Annotated in this window: 10 protein-coding genes and 1 tRNA gene; 4 read left to right on the top strand and 7 right to left on the bottom strand. The window is 70.8% G+C overall.

What is annotated here, in order from left to right; genetic code table 11:
• The first annotated feature begins 110 nt into the window (after nucleotides 1-110).
• Nucleotides 111-1784: a hypothetical protein gene (locus AQJ27_RS11600; RefSeq protein WP_067365885.1), complete on the top strand. Its 1674-nt coding sequence runs from the start codon at nucleotides 111-113 to the stop codon at nucleotides 1782-1784.
• A gap of 102 nt (nucleotides 1785-1886) precedes the next feature.
• Here AQJ27_RS11600 and AQJ27_RS11595 read toward each other — a convergent pair whose 3' ends face one another.
• Nucleotides 1887-2447: an HIT family protein gene (locus tag AQJ27_RS11595; protein WP_067365882.1), complete on the bottom strand. Its 561-nt coding sequence runs from the start codon at nucleotides 2445-2447 to the stop codon at nucleotides 1887-1889.
• A 67-nt stretch (nucleotides 2448-2514) separates the two neighbouring features.
• On the opposite strand from AQJ27_RS11595, the gene AQJ27_RS11590 reads away from it, so the two are divergent.
• Nucleotides 2515-3201 (top strand): potassium channel family protein, encoded by a 687-nt coding sequence (locus tag AQJ27_RS11590; RefSeq protein WP_067365878.1) that lies wholly within the window; start codon nucleotides 2515-2517, stop codon nucleotides 3199-3201.
• Nucleotides 3202-3277: 76 nt separating this feature from the next.
• On the opposite strand, the gene thrS is transcribed toward AQJ27_RS11590, so the two are convergent.
• From thrS to AQJ27_RS11575, 3 genes are all read right to left on the bottom strand, one after another.
• Entirely contained in the window at nucleotides 3278-5254 is a 1977-nt protein-coding gene (gene thrS / locus AQJ27_RS11585) for a threonine--tRNA ligase (RefSeq protein WP_067365877.1), read from the bottom strand.
• A gap of 118 nt (nucleotides 5255-5372) precedes the next feature.
• Nucleotides 5373-6599: a hypothetical protein gene (locus AQJ27_RS11580; RefSeq protein WP_067365874.1), complete on the bottom strand. Its 1227-nt coding sequence runs from the start codon at nucleotides 6597-6599 to the stop codon at nucleotides 5373-5375.
• Nucleotides 6596-7162 (bottom strand): DUF4365 domain-containing protein, encoded by a 567-nt coding sequence (locus AQJ27_RS11575; protein ID WP_054233932.1) that lies wholly within the window; start codon nucleotides 7160-7162, stop codon nucleotides 6596-6598. The genes AQJ27_RS11580 and AQJ27_RS11575 overlap by 4 nt, the downstream gene beginning before the upstream one ends.
• Before the next feature lie 170 nt (nucleotides 7163-7332).
• Here AQJ27_RS11575 and AQJ27_RS11570 point away from each other — a divergent pair, with 170 nt between their 5' ends.
• Nucleotides 7333-8058, top strand: a complete 726-nt coding sequence (locus AQJ27_RS11570; RefSeq protein ID WP_067365870.1) for a 3'-5' exonuclease — start codon at nucleotides 7333-7335, stop codon at nucleotides 8056-8058.
• A 56-nt stretch (nucleotides 8059-8114) separates the two neighbouring features.
• Here AQJ27_RS11570 and AQJ27_RS11565 read toward each other — a convergent pair.
• Nucleotides 8115-8186, bottom strand: a tRNA-Val gene (locus AQJ27_RS11565).
• A 62-nt stretch (nucleotides 8187-8248) separates the two neighbouring features.
• Nucleotides 8249-8695 (bottom strand): SRPBCC family protein, encoded by a 447-nt coding sequence (locus AQJ27_RS11560; protein WP_067366442.1) that lies wholly within the window; start codon nucleotides 8693-8695, stop codon nucleotides 8249-8251.
• Nucleotides 8696-8784: 89 nt separating this feature from the next.
• Here AQJ27_RS11560 and AQJ27_RS11555 point away from each other — a divergent pair, with 89 nt between their 5' ends.
• Complete coding sequence (locus AQJ27_RS11555) at nucleotides 8785-11175, top strand: SCO7613 C-terminal domain-containing membrane protein (RefSeq protein WP_067365868.1); 2391 nt, start codon at nucleotides 8785-8787, stop codon at nucleotides 11173-11175.
• Nucleotides 11176-11310: 135 nt separating this feature from the next.
• Here AQJ27_RS11555 and AQJ27_RS11550 read toward each other — a convergent pair whose 3' ends face one another.
• Nucleotides 11311-14043 carry an exo-rhamnogalacturonan lyase family protein gene (locus tag AQJ27_RS11550; protein ID WP_067365865.1) on the bottom strand — a complete coding sequence of 911 codons (2733 nt, stop codon included), beginning with the start codon at nucleotides 14041-14043 and terminating at the stop codon, nucleotides 11311-11313.
• Nucleotides 14044-14087: the final 44 nt, after the last annotated feature.

Below are 14087 nucleotides of genomic sequence, written 5' to 3'. Positions count from 1 at the left end.
ACGAATGTCGGTCGCGGCCGATACTCTGGGAACTGATCAAGACGATGACCTGATCAACAGGTGTGCGGGGCAGGGAAGTCGGGAAAGCCGCAGGAGCGGGTGCGGCGGCGATGGGGGCGGAAGTGGCGTTCGACGGTTTCGATTTCACTCCCGGGGCGCAAGTGCCGCTCTCGGGTTCCGCGGGACAGACGGCGGCGACCTTCGCCCTGGCCTCGGCGGCGTACCGGGACAGCGATGTCGGCGAGATCCTCAAGGCGAACAACCAGTGGCACGAGTCCACCGTCAGCCCGGGCCGCAAGTGGGCCACGATCTTCAGGCCCAACCTCGGCGAGGCCTTCGGGCGGGCGGTGGTGGACCGCATGCTGGGCGCCGGCCGCAAGCCCCTCATCCAGTCCTTCGGCACCGAGCCGCAGGTCGTCGTCGAGCACTGCCTCGCGGCGAACCGCATCCGCCGGGAGCGGGACAACTGGCTGTCGGCCGTCATGGTGCTGTGCGGTGTGCTGTTCCTGCCCGGGCTGCTGGTGTGGCTGCTGGTCTTCCAGCTCCGGTCCATGATCGCCAAGCAGACGAACAAGCGCGCCGGCGCCCTCGGCACCACGCTCCTGGTCGCCTTCGGCGCCCTCGCCGTGGTCTTCCTCGTCCGCATGCCCTTCACCGGCTTCTGGGCCTGGTACGCGCGTGCGTCGGTGGTCCTCCCGGTGGTCGGCTGGCTCTGGGCCAAGCAGATCTGCGAGCGGGCCGCCAAGGACCTGCGCGCGCGCTGGGACAGCCTGCTGTCCGGCGGCGGCCTCGGCGCCAAGATCCCGGAGGCGGTGCCCGGCAGCCCGGGCGAGACGGCGGCCGAGCGGCTGCGCCAGGCCCTGGCCGCCCTCAGCGCCGAGCAGCAGTCCAACTCGGTGTTCTACGCCGGGCCCAAGGGCATACTCGGCATGGGCACCCGCTGGGGCAGCTGGCAGCTCGCCGAGGACCTCGTCCCCAAGGACCCGGACAAGGAGATCCACCCCTTCCGCAGCTGGGACGTCGTCCGCAACATCCACGACAAGCTCCGCATGCTGGAGCGCGGCCCGCTCAACACCGGTGGTTTCCCCACACCTTCGATCAAGCACTGGATCGTCTCGCCGATCGGTGAGAACGCCAAGGAGGTGTCCCGGCCGGGCGGCACGGACGTCGAGGCGTACACGATCAAGAGCCACGCCATACAGGACATCTGCAACAAGCAGCAGTTCGGCAGCGGCCAGCGGCACTACCTCGGCGTGCAGTGGACACTGTGGGACGGCCAGTTGATCATCACCATGCTGATCACCGTGACCGTGCTGCACGAGACGCTGCGCATCGAGATCACCGGGCACGCCCTGGGTCCCGTGAACTCCCTGTTCACCAGCAAGCCCGAGGCCCCGACGAAAGAGGTCGCCAAGGCGGTCAAGTTCTGGGAGACCCGCAAGGTGAAGCTGCCGCTGGTCACCACGGACGAGGTCGTACGTCTCACGGCGCGCGCCCCGCTCACCGGGTACCCGCCGCTGCTGAACTGGCTCGGCGGCAAGCTGACACTGCCCGAGCCGTTCGGCCTGCGGCACGCGTGGGCCGACCAGCCCTGGCGGCACCGCTTCATGGCCGACGACGCGCTGCGGGCGGCCACGCCGGTGCTCCGTGTCGTCCACGCGGCGGCGATCAAGGTGCTGGACGAGAACGGGGTCGACACGGAGAAGTTCGGTAACCGGTCGGCGTTCCTCAGCACGGCGGTGCAGGATCCGTCGCCTCGGAAGGCGGACCTCTACGATGCGTGAAGCCCCCGGCGGACGTGCAGGAAAGGCCGTCCGCCGGGTGCGGGTCGTCCTGGGCTGATCGCGCAGTTCCCCGCGCCCCTACGGGGCGCACCCTTGACCGGGCTACTGGCTCGGCCAGGCCTCGGCCAGCATCTTGCGGGTGTCGGCCAGGAGCTGCGGGAGCACCTTGGTGTGGCCGACGACCGGCATGAAGTTGGTGTCGCCGCCCCAGCGGGGGACGATGTGCTGGTGGAGGTGGGCGGCGATGCCCGCGCCCGCCACCGTGCCCTGGTTCATGCCGATGTTGAAACCGTGCGCGCCCGAGGCGGTACGCAGCGCGCTCATCGCCTGCTTGGTCAGCTCGCCGAGCTCGGCGGTCTCCGGGTCGGTCAGGTCGGTGTAGTCCGCGACATGGCGGTAGGGCACGACCATGAGGTGACCGCCGTTGTACGGGTACAGATTGAGCACCGCGTACACCTGCTCACCGCGCCTCACGATGAGCCCGTCCTCGTCGGACTTGGCGGGGATCGAGCAGAACGGACAGCCGTCGTCGGCCCCCGGGCCGGTGGGCTTGTTCTCGCCCTGGATGTAAGCCATCCGGTGGGGCGTCCACAAGCGCTGGAACGCGTCCTGCGTTCCCACTCCGATCTGCTGCTCCGGCTCACTCGTCATGTGGTGCAGCATATTGCTTCGCCCGTTCGCGGCGTGTCGGCGGGGCTCTCCCGAATGCTCGCCGGGCCAAGCTGGGCCGATGGACGACGACAGCCGACAGGCCCGGTGGGAAAGGCGCACCGAGGTCCCGCTCAGCCTGGCCTCGGCGTTGTTTCTCGCCGCGTACGCCGTCCTGGTCCTCGGGCACACGCTGCCCGCCGTCTGGCGGCACGTCTGTCTGGCGGCGATGCTGACCGCCTGGGCGCTGTTCGGCGTCGACTACGCGGTGCGCTGGGGCCTGAGCGGACAGCGACTCGGCTTCGTCCGCGCGCACCCGGTGGACACCCTGGCACTCCTGCTGCCGCTCCTGCGTCCGCTGCGCATCGTCAAGGTCTACGAAGCAGTACAGCGTCACCGTGGAGAGCCCCGTCTCTCCCTGCACGCGCGCGTGGTCTTCTACGCGGGGTTGTCGGCCGCGCTGCTCGGCTTCGCGGGCTCCCTCGCCGTCTACCAGCAGGAGCGCGGGGCACCGGGCGCCTCGATCCTGACGTTCGGGGACTCGGTGTGGTGGACCTGCACCACGCTCACGACGGTGGGGTACGGAGACGTGGTGCCGGTGACCCCGATGGGGCGCACGATCGCGTCGGTGCTGATGGTGTGCGGTCTGGCGCTGCTCGGCGCGGTGACCGGCTCGTTCTCGTCCTGGCTGCTCCAGGTGTTCGCGCGCGAGGACGGGAACGACGGGGACGACGGGAACAGGGGTGAGAAAAGGCCCCCGGGGAGCTGAGCTCTCCGGGGGCCTTCCCTCACGTGCGCGTCAAAGAGGCACCGTACTCGTCGGACCTGCGCGCCAGACCTGTGCGTCAGACCTGTGCGCGCTCCTCGACGACCTTCATGATCTTGGCGATCGCCTCGTCGACCGGGATGCCGTTCTCCTGCGAGCCGTCGCGGTAGCGGAAGGAGACGGCGCCGGCCGCCATGTCCTCGTCGCCCGCGATGACCATGAAGGGCACCTTCTGCTTCTGGGCGTTGCGGATCTTCTTCTGCATACGGTCGGAGGAGGCGTCGACCTCGACCCGCAGACCCTTCTTCTTCGCCTCGGTGGCGAACTTCTGGAGGTACTCCACGTGCGCGTCGCCGATCGGGATGCCGACCGCCTGCACGGGCGCCAGCCAGGCCGGGAACGCGCCCGCGTAGTGCTCGAGGAGCACCGCGAAGAAGCGCTCGATGGAACCGAACAGCGCACGGTGGATCATCACCGGACGCTGCTTGGAGCCGTCGGGTCCGGTGTACTCCAGGTCGAAGCGCTCCGGCAGGTTGAAGTCCAGCTGCACGGTCGACATCTGCCAGGTCCGGCCGATCGCGTCCTTGGTCTGGACGGAGATCTTCGGACCGTAGAAGGCGGCGCCGCCCGGGTCCGGGACGAGCGGGAGGCCCTGCTTCTCGGCCACCTGCCGCAGCGTCTCGGTGGCCTCCTCCCAGACCTCGTCGGAACCGACGAACTTCTCCGGGTCCTTCGTGGAGAGCTCCAGATAGAAGTCGGTCAGGCCGTAGTCGCGCAGCAGGTTCAGGACGAAGGTGAGCGTCTTGTCGAGCTCCGCCGCCATCTGCTCCTTGGTGCAGTAGATGTGCGCGTCGTCCTGCGTGAAGCCACGGGCGCGGGTCAGGCCGTGCACGACGCCCGACTTCTCGTACCGGTACACGGTCCCGAACTCGAAGAGGCGCAGCGGCAGTTCACGGTAGGAGCGGCCGCGCGCGTCGAAGATCAGGTTGTGCATCGGGCAGTTCATGGGCTTGAGGTAGTAGTCCACGCCCTCGTCGAGCTGCATGGGCGGGTACATGCCGTCGGCGTACCAGTCCAGGTGGCCCGAGGTCTCGAAGAGCTTCCCCTTCGTCGCGTGCGGGGTGTAGACGAACTCGTAGCCCTCTTCCTCGTGACGGCGCCGCGAGTAGTCCTCCATGACCCGGCGGATGATGCCGCCCTTGGGGTGGAAGACGGCGAGCCCTGAACCGATCTGGTCCGGGATGGAGAAGAGGTCCAGCTCGTTGCCCAGCTTGCGGTGGTCGCGCTTCTCGGCCTCCACGAGGAAGTCGAGGTGCGCCTTCAGCTCCTCCTTGGAGGGCCAGGCGGTGCCGTAGATGCGCTGGAGCATCGGGTTCTTCTCGCTGCCGCGCCAGTACGCGGCGGCGTTGCGCATGAGCTTGAACGCCGGGATGTTGCGGGTGGTGGGCAGGTGGGGACCGCGGCAGAGGTCCTTCCAGCACAGCTCGCCGGTCTTGGCGTCGAGGTTGTCGTAGATCGTCAGCTCGCCGCCGCCGACCTCGACGTCCGCGCCGTCGTCCGAGGACGCGGAGCCCTTGATGCCGATGAGTTCCAGCTTGTACGGCTCCGCGGCGAGCTCCTCGCGGGCGTCCTCGTCGGTGACCACACGGCGGGAGAAGCGCTGGCCCCGCTTCTGGATCTCCTGCATCTTCTTCTCGATGGCCTTGAGATCCTCGGGCGTGAACGGCTTCTCGACGTCGAAGTCGTAGTAGAAGCCGTCCTTGACCGGCGGGCCGATGCCCAGTTTGGCCTCGGGGAAGAGTTCCTGCACGGCCTGCGCCATGACGTGCGCGGTGGAGTGGCGCAGGATGTTGAGACCGTCCTGGGAGGAGATCTCGACGGGCTCGACCTCCTCGCCGTCCCGCACCTCGTACGCGAGGTCCTTCAGCTCGCCGGCCACGCGGGCGGCGACGATGGTGCGCTCGCCGCTGAAGAGGTCGGCGGCCGTAGTGCCCGTCGTCACCACGCGCTCTTCCCGCTCGGAATCGCGTTGGATGATCACACGGACGTCTGACACCGGTCTCTCCTGACTGAAGGGGACGCGCACCTTCTCCTACGTACGCAATACAAGGGCGATCGTACCGAGCCCGGGGCACCCTCCGCGAAACGGTTACCGGCAAAGCTCCACAAAGCCGTCAGTCCCCGCTGCACGCCTCCTCGAAGAAGTCCAGGTTCTCCTGGAGCGACTTCATCAGCCGGTCCCGCTCGGCCTCGTCCACCTGCACGGGTGCGACCCCGGAGGCGTCGGTGAGCCTGCGGAAGCCGCCGCGGCTCTCCAGTCGCCCCAGCACCCGTACCGGCAGCCCCACCAGATGGGCGTGGCCCGCTATCCGGTACGCCTCCTCGTCGAGCGTCATGCGGACGTGCTGGACCTCCGCTCCCGCGATCACCCGCAGCCGTACCGTGCCCTCCCCGCGCGGCTGGGACCTGCGCATCCGCACCACGGCACCGGTGAGGCGCACCGGTACGGACGGCTCGGCGCGCAGATAGCGGGCCCCGGCCTCACGCAGGACGGGCAGGTCGCCGGGCGAGAACTCGACGGCCTCGTCGGGCGCCGCGCAGCCCTCGGGGACCCCGGCGGCGGGCGCCCACTCGACGGCGATCCGGGCGCCCTCCGTACCGCGCACGAGGGCGACGACGGCCTCGGTGAGTTCATGGCTGACGCCCGCCTCGACGGCCGCGTCGAAGGCGTCCATGCCGCCGGTGGCCCGCTGGTAGTCGATGGCCTCGCGGGCGGCGTACAGCGCCTGGTGCAGGCGTACGGAGAGCGGCCGGCCGGTGTCGACGGGCACGAAGGCGGTGAGCCGGCGGCCGCCGGGGTCGGCGCCGACGAGGACGTTCTCCAGGGAAGCGGCGGCGGGCCTGCGGTGGCGGGCGCCGTAGTAGCCCGCACGCGCGCGTGTGGCGAGCGCCGCCGCGAGCAGCATCGAGCGGGCGGCCGAGCGCAGCCGCTCCTCCACGCTCCAGGACGTGGCGCCCACGGGTCCGGTCGGCACATCGCGCCACCAGCGGATCTCGTCGCTGGGCACGGCGAGGGCGACCAGGACGTCGCGCGCGGACGGCGCTCCGCTGCGCGAGAGCGCGAGGAGCGCCTCGCCGAGGAGGTCGTCGCTGTCGGGGAAGGCCCGGTTCTCCGGCACGAGCAGGCTCGTGCCGCCGCCACCGGGCCCTGGTGGGGTCCACCGGCCGTACCGTCCGGCCGCTCCGCCGCGGCGCTGCCAGCCGTGGCGGTGCAGCAGCGCGCTGAGGACGGCGGGGTCGACCTGGCCCGGCTCGGGCGGCTCGGTCCAGTGTGACTCGACGGGGTGCGGCCTGACCGCCCGGAGCGGTTCGCCGATGGAGTCGATGGGGCGGTGTGTCAAGGTTTCCCTCCCGTCCCGACCCTCGTCATGATCTCGCAGAGCGCCCTGTCGTCGAAGATGCGCGAGGTCGGTATACGCACGGTGGTCCGGCGCCGGCCGGTGATCGCGTGGCCGGCGAGGTTGATCCAGTAGCAGCAGTGCCGCAGGTCGAGGCGGTCGTGGCTGGCGCGCAGCCAGTCGTCCTGGGACCTGGGCACGAGCATCACGACCAGGATCTTGTGCACCGAGACCGGGGTGCGGGCGAGCTTCGCCAGGTGCTCGTTGTCGAGCGTGAAGGAGAAGGCGGGCCCGGGCGGGTTCGGCGGGATCTGGTACGTGCACTTGAGCTGCACCTTGATGGTGACTTCGTCGTCGACCGTGTGCCCGGGGGCGCTGTGGCTGACGTGCCAGTCGATGCCGTTGTCGGGAAAGGGCTGGGACAGCGAACAGCCCGCCGCGGCCGCGACGGCGTGCAAGTAGCCCACCTGCAAGGTCTCCATGCAGGCGGTGGTGGCGAGTGTGCCGCGATGGGGTGCCGTCCGCTGGGGCAGCAGCCCGCCCCGCTCGGGCTGCGCGAGTGCCATGAGTCCAACAGCCTTCCAAGCCAAGTGATTCCCCGCGACGGGCCGCTGAACTGCAAAGACCCGTACCTGTGTTGTCTCCTTCCGGCGTACGGCGCAAACAGCCCGGGTATCACCAAACAGGCAGAAGACGGTGCGTCAGCTGCCGTGGGTGAACGAGGAGTTGTGTACGTATGACGTGCTGGTACGAAGGCCCTTTGGCCGCGTTCGACACGGAGACCACGGGCGTGGACGTCGAGACCGACCGGATCGTGTCGGCCGCCGTCGTCGTCCAGGACGCCGCGGGTTCCCGGCCTCGGGTGACCCGTTGGCTGGTGAACCCGGGAGTGCCGGTGCCCGCGGGCGCGACGGCGGTGCACGGGCTGACAGACGAACACCTTCAGCGCAACGGCCGCTGGCCGTCGCCGGTGATGGACGAGATAGCCAGGGTGCTGGGCGAACAGGCCGCGGCGGGCCGCCCGCTCGTCGTGATGAACGCGCCGTTCGATCTGACGCTCCTGGACCGGGAGTTGCGCCGCCATCGCGCCACCAATCTGGACCGGTGGTTCGAGCCGGCGCCGCTGCATGTGCTCGATCCGCGGGTTCTGGACAAACATCTGGACCGCTATCGCAAGGGCCGCCGCACCCTGACCGACCTGTGCGCGCACTACGACGTGGTGCTGGAGGGTGCGCACGACGCGGCGGCGGACGCACTGGCCGCCATGGAGGTCGTACGAGCCGTGGGGCGTCGTTTCGCCACCCGGCTGGAGCGGCTCTCCCCCGCCGAGCTGCACACCTTGCAGTCGGTGTGGCACGCGGCACAGGCGCGCGGCCTTCAGGCGTGGTTCGCGCGCAGCGGTTCACCGGAGGCGGTGGATCCGGCGTGGCCGCTGCGTCCGGAACTGCCGGCGGCGGCCTGAGTCCGCGCGGGACAACGAAAAACCGGTCCGTCTGTGACGGACCGGTCTTCTCCGGGTGGGCGATACTGGGTTCGAACCAGTGACCTCTTCGGTGTGAACGAAGCGCTCTCCCACTGAGCTAATCGCCCGGGAACGCACTGAACAATACAGGTCTCTGCGGGTGTGGTTCAAACCGCTTCGAGGTGAGCCGTCAGTCATCCGTGAGTCGGGCCGCCAGTCCGCGCTGTCCCGCGCGCATCATCAGGGCGTGGTTGGCGCGGAACACCGGCCGTCCCGGCACCGCGAACCGCCGCAGCAGCGGCTTGCTCACGTCGACCTCCTGGTCGTACTGGGCGCGGGTGCCGGATCCGGCGGTGGTGAGCGTCCAGCGCGCCCAGCCGTCGAGGTCGCCCGCCATCGCGATCTCCAGGACCCCGGCCGCCGGGTCGCGACGCAGCTCGCGCGCCGTGAACACCAGGTCGTACGGCAGGAACGAGCGGATGCGCATGGTGCCGCTGCGTTCGTCGATCCGGGTCACCTCACGGACCTGGGGCCACCAGCGCGGGTAGTCCTCGGCCTGTTCGAGAACGGGGTAGACCTCGGCGGGCGGCGCGGGCAGGGCCCACACACTGCGGAAGCGGTAATGGCTCCAGTCCATGGACGGAGTGTGCCCGCCCGGGCATCTGAGTACGACATGAGTACCCGCACTCATGCCGGCGAAGGTGACCGGGACCACACTCCCGGAATATGACCCACCTTCCGCCCCCGGCCGAGGAGTTGCGGCTCCTGGACACCGAGCTGCGGCAACTCGACGCGCGCCGGGCCCTGTTGCTGGCGCGCCGCGCCTGGCTGATCACCGCGCTCAGGCCGCCCGTGGCTCCGCCGCTCCCGCCCCCGCCCGTACGCCGGCCTGAGACCACGGCGCCCCGCGTCCAGAACGTGCTGCTCGTCCTCGGCGGCATCCTCCTGACCGTCGCCGCGATCGCGTTCACGCTGGTCAGCTGGGGCCGGATGGGAATCGCCGGGCGGGCGCTGGTGCTGGGCGCGGTGACACTGGCCGCGCTCGGCTCACCCGTGCTCCTGCTCCGGCACAGGCTGCGCTCGACGGCGGAGGCCGTGGCGGGCCTGGGACTCGCGCTGACGGTCCTGGACGTGTACGCGCTGCACGAGGTCGCGTTCCCCGACACGAACGGCCAGGGCTACGCGGCCGTCGCGTCGGCCCTGCTGGCGGCCCTGTGGACGGCGTACGGACTCGCACTCGGCGGGCCGCGCCGGCCGGCCGGTGAAGGGGCCACCCCCGCGCGGCTCCCGCTGCGCCTGCCCCTGCCCACCGCGATGGCCGCCGCGCAGCTCCCGCTGATCCTCTGGGCGGCGGCGGCCGACGCGGGCGCCCCCGCCATGACGGCCGCGCTGCTGGTCACGGCGGCGCTCGACACGGCCGTCGCGCTCCGGGTGCCCGTGCGGTCCGTACGTCTCGTCGCCACCGTGGGTGCGTACGGCCTGGGCGGCTGGGGCTCCTTCGCGGCCGGCTGGCTGTCCTGGACGGCCACCGGTCCGAGCGCCGTCGCCCGTGCGGCGGCGCTCCTCCTCTTCGCCGCGGCGATCGCTCTGGCGGCGGCGTGGCGGCTGCCGGACACGAACGTCGCCACCTGGGTCGCCTCGGCCGGCGGCCTGCTCACGGTCGCCGCGCTCGGTGGCGTACCGCGCTCGTCGCTGCCGGGCGAGTGGACGGTTCCGGGGTATCTGCTCTGCGCTGTGGCCCTGTTGGCGGCCGTACGCACCCGGCTCCCCGAGCCGATGAGGCGCGGCCTCGCCCTGGGGGCCGCCTCCGTGCAGGCGGTCGCGGTGGTGTGGGCGCTGCCGCCGGTCGCCGTCGCTGTGCTGGGCCCGGTGGCCTGGGTGGGACGTGTCTGGACCGGGGCCCCCTCGACCGCGCGCGAGGCGGTCACGACCGACGGCGTCCCCTGGCCTGCGTACGCGGCCACGGCCCCGCTCGTCCTCGTCGTCGTCGCCACCGTCCTCGCCGTGGCCGTCCGCGGTACGCAGTGGCGCCCCCGGGCGACGATCGGCGCGTCGGCCCTCGCCTGGGCGGCCGCGCTCGTCCTTCCCGCGGCCCTCGACATCCCCTACTGGGCCGGGATGTCGGCGCAAGGACTCACGATCGTGGCGGCGCTGGCCTACGTCGCCCGCTCGGCCGAGCCGCGCCCGGTCCTCTTCCTCCTGGCCCTGGTCAGCTCAGTGAGCCTCGCGTGCCTCTCCCTCGCCGCCGAGGGCACGACTCTCGGCGTCCTCGCCGCGCTGACGGTGCTGTTCGCCGCCGTGTCCGGGCGCTCGCGCCTCGCCCCCGTCGCCGCTCTCACCTACGCCACCGCGCTGGCCTGTGCCGTGGGCGCGTCCCTCGGCTGGCCGTCGCAGTACATCGCGCTGCTGGTCCTGCTCGCACCGGTCGTCGCGGCTCTGCTCGCGGCGCGCCTCGCCGACTCCCCCGCGCGCGTGCCCCTCGAGGTGACGGGCGCCGTCGCCGGGCTGCTCGCCGTCGGCCTCGCGGTGCCCGACCCCCCGTTGCTGGCCCTGGTCCTGGCCCTGTGCGCGGTGATCGCCGCGGGCACCGCCGTACGAGAGGACCGGCGCTCCGCCGGATACGCGGCCACCGCCCTGTTCGTGCTGGCCGCCTGGGTCCGGCTGGCGTGCTGGGGCGTCGGCTCCGTCGAGGCGTACACACTGCCGGTGACCGTCCCGGCGCTGCTGGTGGGGGCCGTCGGGCGCCGCAAGGATCCGCTGACCTCGTCCTGGACGGCGTACGGAGCGGGGCTGTCCGTCACGCTCGTGCCGAGTCTCCTGACGGCGTGGATCGACCCCGACTGGCCGCGCCCCCTGCTGCTCGGTGTCGCGGCCCTCGCGGTCACCCTCGTGGGTGCCCGGCACCGGCTGCGGGCCCCGCTCGTCCTCGGGGGCGGCGTGCTCGCGCTGGACGCTCTGCACGAACTCGCCCCGTACCTCGTGCAGATGGCGGGCGCGCTGCCGCGTTGGGTGCCTCCCGCACTCGCCGGTCTGGTGCTGCTCGCACTCGGTGCGACGTACGAGCAGCGGATCCGGGACGCGCGACGAGTACGGGACGTCCTCGGACGGATGCGCTGAAGGGACGGTCCGAAACCGCAGCCGCGTCGTGGCCGGTCGCGCCCACGCGGCGGAGCCGCATATGTCACAGCCCCGCGCCCCTGAAGGGGCGCGGCAGAACCCCCGGTTCAACGGATTCGCCCAGCGCCGATAGACCTACGGCATCTTGTCGCCGAGCAGTGCCAGGTTCTCGATGGCGGCGAGGCCGTACAGGGCGCTGTCGTTCGAACTGACCCAGTTGGCCTCGCTGCCCGGCACCAGCGTGACCGGGCCGCTCAGCGGCTCGGTCTTCCAGGGCGAGGACTCCATGTAGCCGTCGGAGCTGTAGAACTTCGTCCACGCGCGCTTGGCGAGCGTCGCGTCGCCGGTCTGGACGGCGGCGTACGCGTCGAGGCGCGAGTGGCCCTGGAACAGCAGCAGGGAGCCGAAGTTGGAGCCGTAGCGCGCCGCCTGTTCGGTCTTGGTGGCGTTGAAGTAGCGGCAGTAGTCGAGGTAGACCTCCTTGAACTTCGGCACGTCGACGAGGTCGATCAGCTCGGCGCACAGTTCATTGAGGCCGAAGACCGCGGAGAGGTGCGACACCGAGACGACCGGCGCGGAGGCGATGGCGAACCTGCCGGTGTCGAGGTCGTACAGCCCGCTGCCCTGGACGAAGCCGTTGGGCTGGGCGGCGATCGTCTCCATCGTCGACAGCACGCGCGCCTTGGCCTTCTCCCACTTCGGGCCCTTGCGCTCCCACTCCGTGAGCCAGGCCGAGACCAGACCGCTCCAGTCGGTGCCGAAGCCGATGGACAGGGCGTGCCGGTCGGGGGTGTACGGCTCGGTGCGGATCTTGCGGATCGGGTCGAGGACGAGGAACGTCTCGTCGGAGTCGACGTTGGCGTGCATGAGGTCGCCGACCCGCTCATCGGCGGTGAGGTAGTAGTAATAGCGACGGTATGTGGTGTTGGCGATGCGCTGCTGTTTGGCGCTGTCGGCGTAGTGCTGCACGCCGTGCCGGGTGCCCAGGCCCGCCCACTGGCCGAGGTGGTAGACGTCGACCTCGCCGGTGTGCCGGGTGAGCGCCTCGGCGAAACGGAAGATGTCCGAGCGGCCCGAGCGGAGATAGGCCATCCACAGCCAGATGTCGGGCGACAGCTCGGAGTTGTCCCAGGCGTAGCCGCCGACGTCGTAGCGCCACTGGTGGCGCACGGTGTCGTACGAGTGCATGAAGTCGCCGTAGTCCCAGAAGCCGTACCAACGGCGCATCTCCACCTGGTCCTTGTAATAGGTGAAGAGGAAGTCGAGGTGGTCCTCGATCTTCGCCTTGGCGGCGGTGGAGCGGTCCGGCTCGGAGAAGAGGCCGCCGAAGACCTTGGCCTTGATGAGCTGCTTGGGCGGGGCGGTGAGCTGCGGCAACACACGTACGGCCGCGACCTGTTCGGCGAGCGTCTCGGGCGTGGGCGTCGACTCGTTGGCCCAGAAGAGGAGTTCGGAGGTGCGGGCGATGCCGTAGGGGGTGCCGAACTCGGGTTCGTAGTCCTCGTAGGTGATGTTGAGGCCTTCGAGCTGCTCGGCGTAGGTGTCCTGGCCCATGCCGTCGTGGTAGAAGCGCAGGTCCATGGGCTGCGCCTCGGGCGACCAGAGCCAGAGGGTGACCTCGGCCTCGTCGGTCGCCGCGTCGCGGATGTCGAGCTGCGCCGGGTACTTCTCCCAGAAGTCCCTGAGGCCGAAGGAGAGACCGCCGCTCGCCCCGCCGACGTAGCCGAACCCGCTCGCCCGGTGTCCACCGCCCGCGCCGATCCAGCCGTGGCCCTTCTTGGTGCGCTTGCGCAGGGTGAAGCCGTCGGCGGAGAGCTGGGAGAGGGTGTAGTCGCCCCACTCGGGGATGTACTGCAGGCGGGTCGTCACCCGCTGGTCCCAGGTGGACGGGTCGGGCAGCTTCTCGCCCGCGAACTGGGCCGCCTGCACGGCCGCGCCCGGGTCGCGGCGCAGCCCGGTGATGCCCTGCACGGCCTCCCGCAGCAGACCGGAGCCGTCGCCGCCGATGCGGATGTGCCGGTCGTACGCCGCGTCGCGCATCGGCACGTTGAAGCGGACGCCGAGGCCGCGGATGAAGTCGCCGCTCGTCTTCCCCGGCTCCTGCTTCCCGTCGAAGGTGATGGTGTGCACCATCCGGAAGGAGTCGGCGCCCGCGTAGAAGTACAGCCGGATCGAGAACGGCAGCCAGCTGCGGCTGCCCTTGCGGTGCTTGCCGTCGATACGGACGACGGCACGGACAGGACCCTCCTGCTCGACCGTGACCTCGGCGATGACGCTCTCGAACCGCTCGTACTTCTCCGCGCCCTGGTCGTCGTCCTCGATCTCGGGCTGGCGGATCAGCACCAGCCGGCCGTCCTTGGCGATCTCGGTGGAGCCGCGCTTCACCGATCTGACCAGGGTGGAGCCGCTCTTGCCGATCTTGGCGGTGATGACTCCGGTCGAGATGTCGATGGTGCCACCGCTCTTGTCGACGGTCACCTTCTGGTCGGGGGCGGCGGGCGCACCGGCGGCGAGCGTGAGCTTTCCGGAGCCGGAACTGACCGCGTGCGCCGTCCACTTGAGAGAGCCGTCCGGCCAGTACGCGATCGGCCAGGACTGCACCGGCACGTCCTTGCCGGAGGCGTCGGTGAGCGCGAAGGTCTGGTCCTGCTGGTACGCGCCCTTCGGCCAGGGCACGCCGACGGTGGAGCCCGGGGCGGCACCCAGGGCGCCGTCCTCCAGCCAGTCCAGGGTCACGGGGTCGGTGTCGGCGGCCTCGGATCTGGCGGCGGCCTGCGCGTTCGTGCTGCCCAGGGCCCAGCTGAACTGTGCGGCGGCTCCGGCGACTGCGGCCGCCTTCAGCAGGGACCTGCGGGGGATGGGAGACATGGCCTTTCCTTTCCGTGCGGGGAAGTCAGGGGCATGACAGAGCG

Origin of the sequence: Streptomyces olivochromogenes (genome assembly GCF_001514115.1) — a bacterium.
In the GTDB taxonomy this organism is placed as follows: domain Bacteria; phylum Actinomycetota; class Actinomycetes; order Streptomycetales; family Streptomycetaceae; genus Streptomyces; species Streptomyces olivochromogenes.
This window is presented reverse-complemented; position numbering and strand designations above follow the sequence as displayed.

Bases quoted from the DNA above. Each gene is read 5' to 3' on its own strand.
- AQJ27_RS11600 (WP_067365885.1), top strand. From the start codon at position 111: ATGGGGGCGGAAGTGGCGTTCGACGGTTTCGATTTCACTCCCGGGGCG.
- AQJ27_RS11555 (WP_067365868.1), top strand. From the start codon at position 8,785: ATGACCCACCTTCCGCCCCCGGCCGAGGAGTTGCGGCTCCTGGACACC.
- AQJ27_RS11595 (WP_067365882.1), bottom strand. From the start codon at position 2,447: ATGCTGCACCACATGACGAGTGAGCCGGAGCAGCAGATCGGAGTGGGA.
- AQJ27_RS11575 (WP_054233932.1), bottom strand. From the start codon at position 7,162: ATGGCACTCGCGCAGCCCGAGCGGGGCGGGCTGCTGCCCCAGCGGACG.
- AQJ27_RS11560 (WP_067366442.1), bottom strand. From the start codon at position 8,695: ATGGACTGGAGCCATTACCGCTTCCGCAGTGTGTGGGCCCTGCCCGCG.
- AQJ27_RS11570 (WP_067365870.1), top strand. From the start codon at position 7,333: ATGACGTGCTGGTACGAAGGCCCTTTGGCCGCGTTCGACACGGAGACC.
- AQJ27_RS11590 (WP_067365878.1), top strand. From the start codon at position 2,515: ATGGACGACGACAGCCGACAGGCCCGGTGGGAAAGGCGCACCGAGGTC.
- AQJ27_RS11550 (WP_067365865.1), bottom strand. From the start codon at position 14,043: ATGTCTCCCATCCCCCGCAGGTCCCTGCTGAAGGCGGCCGCAGTCGCC.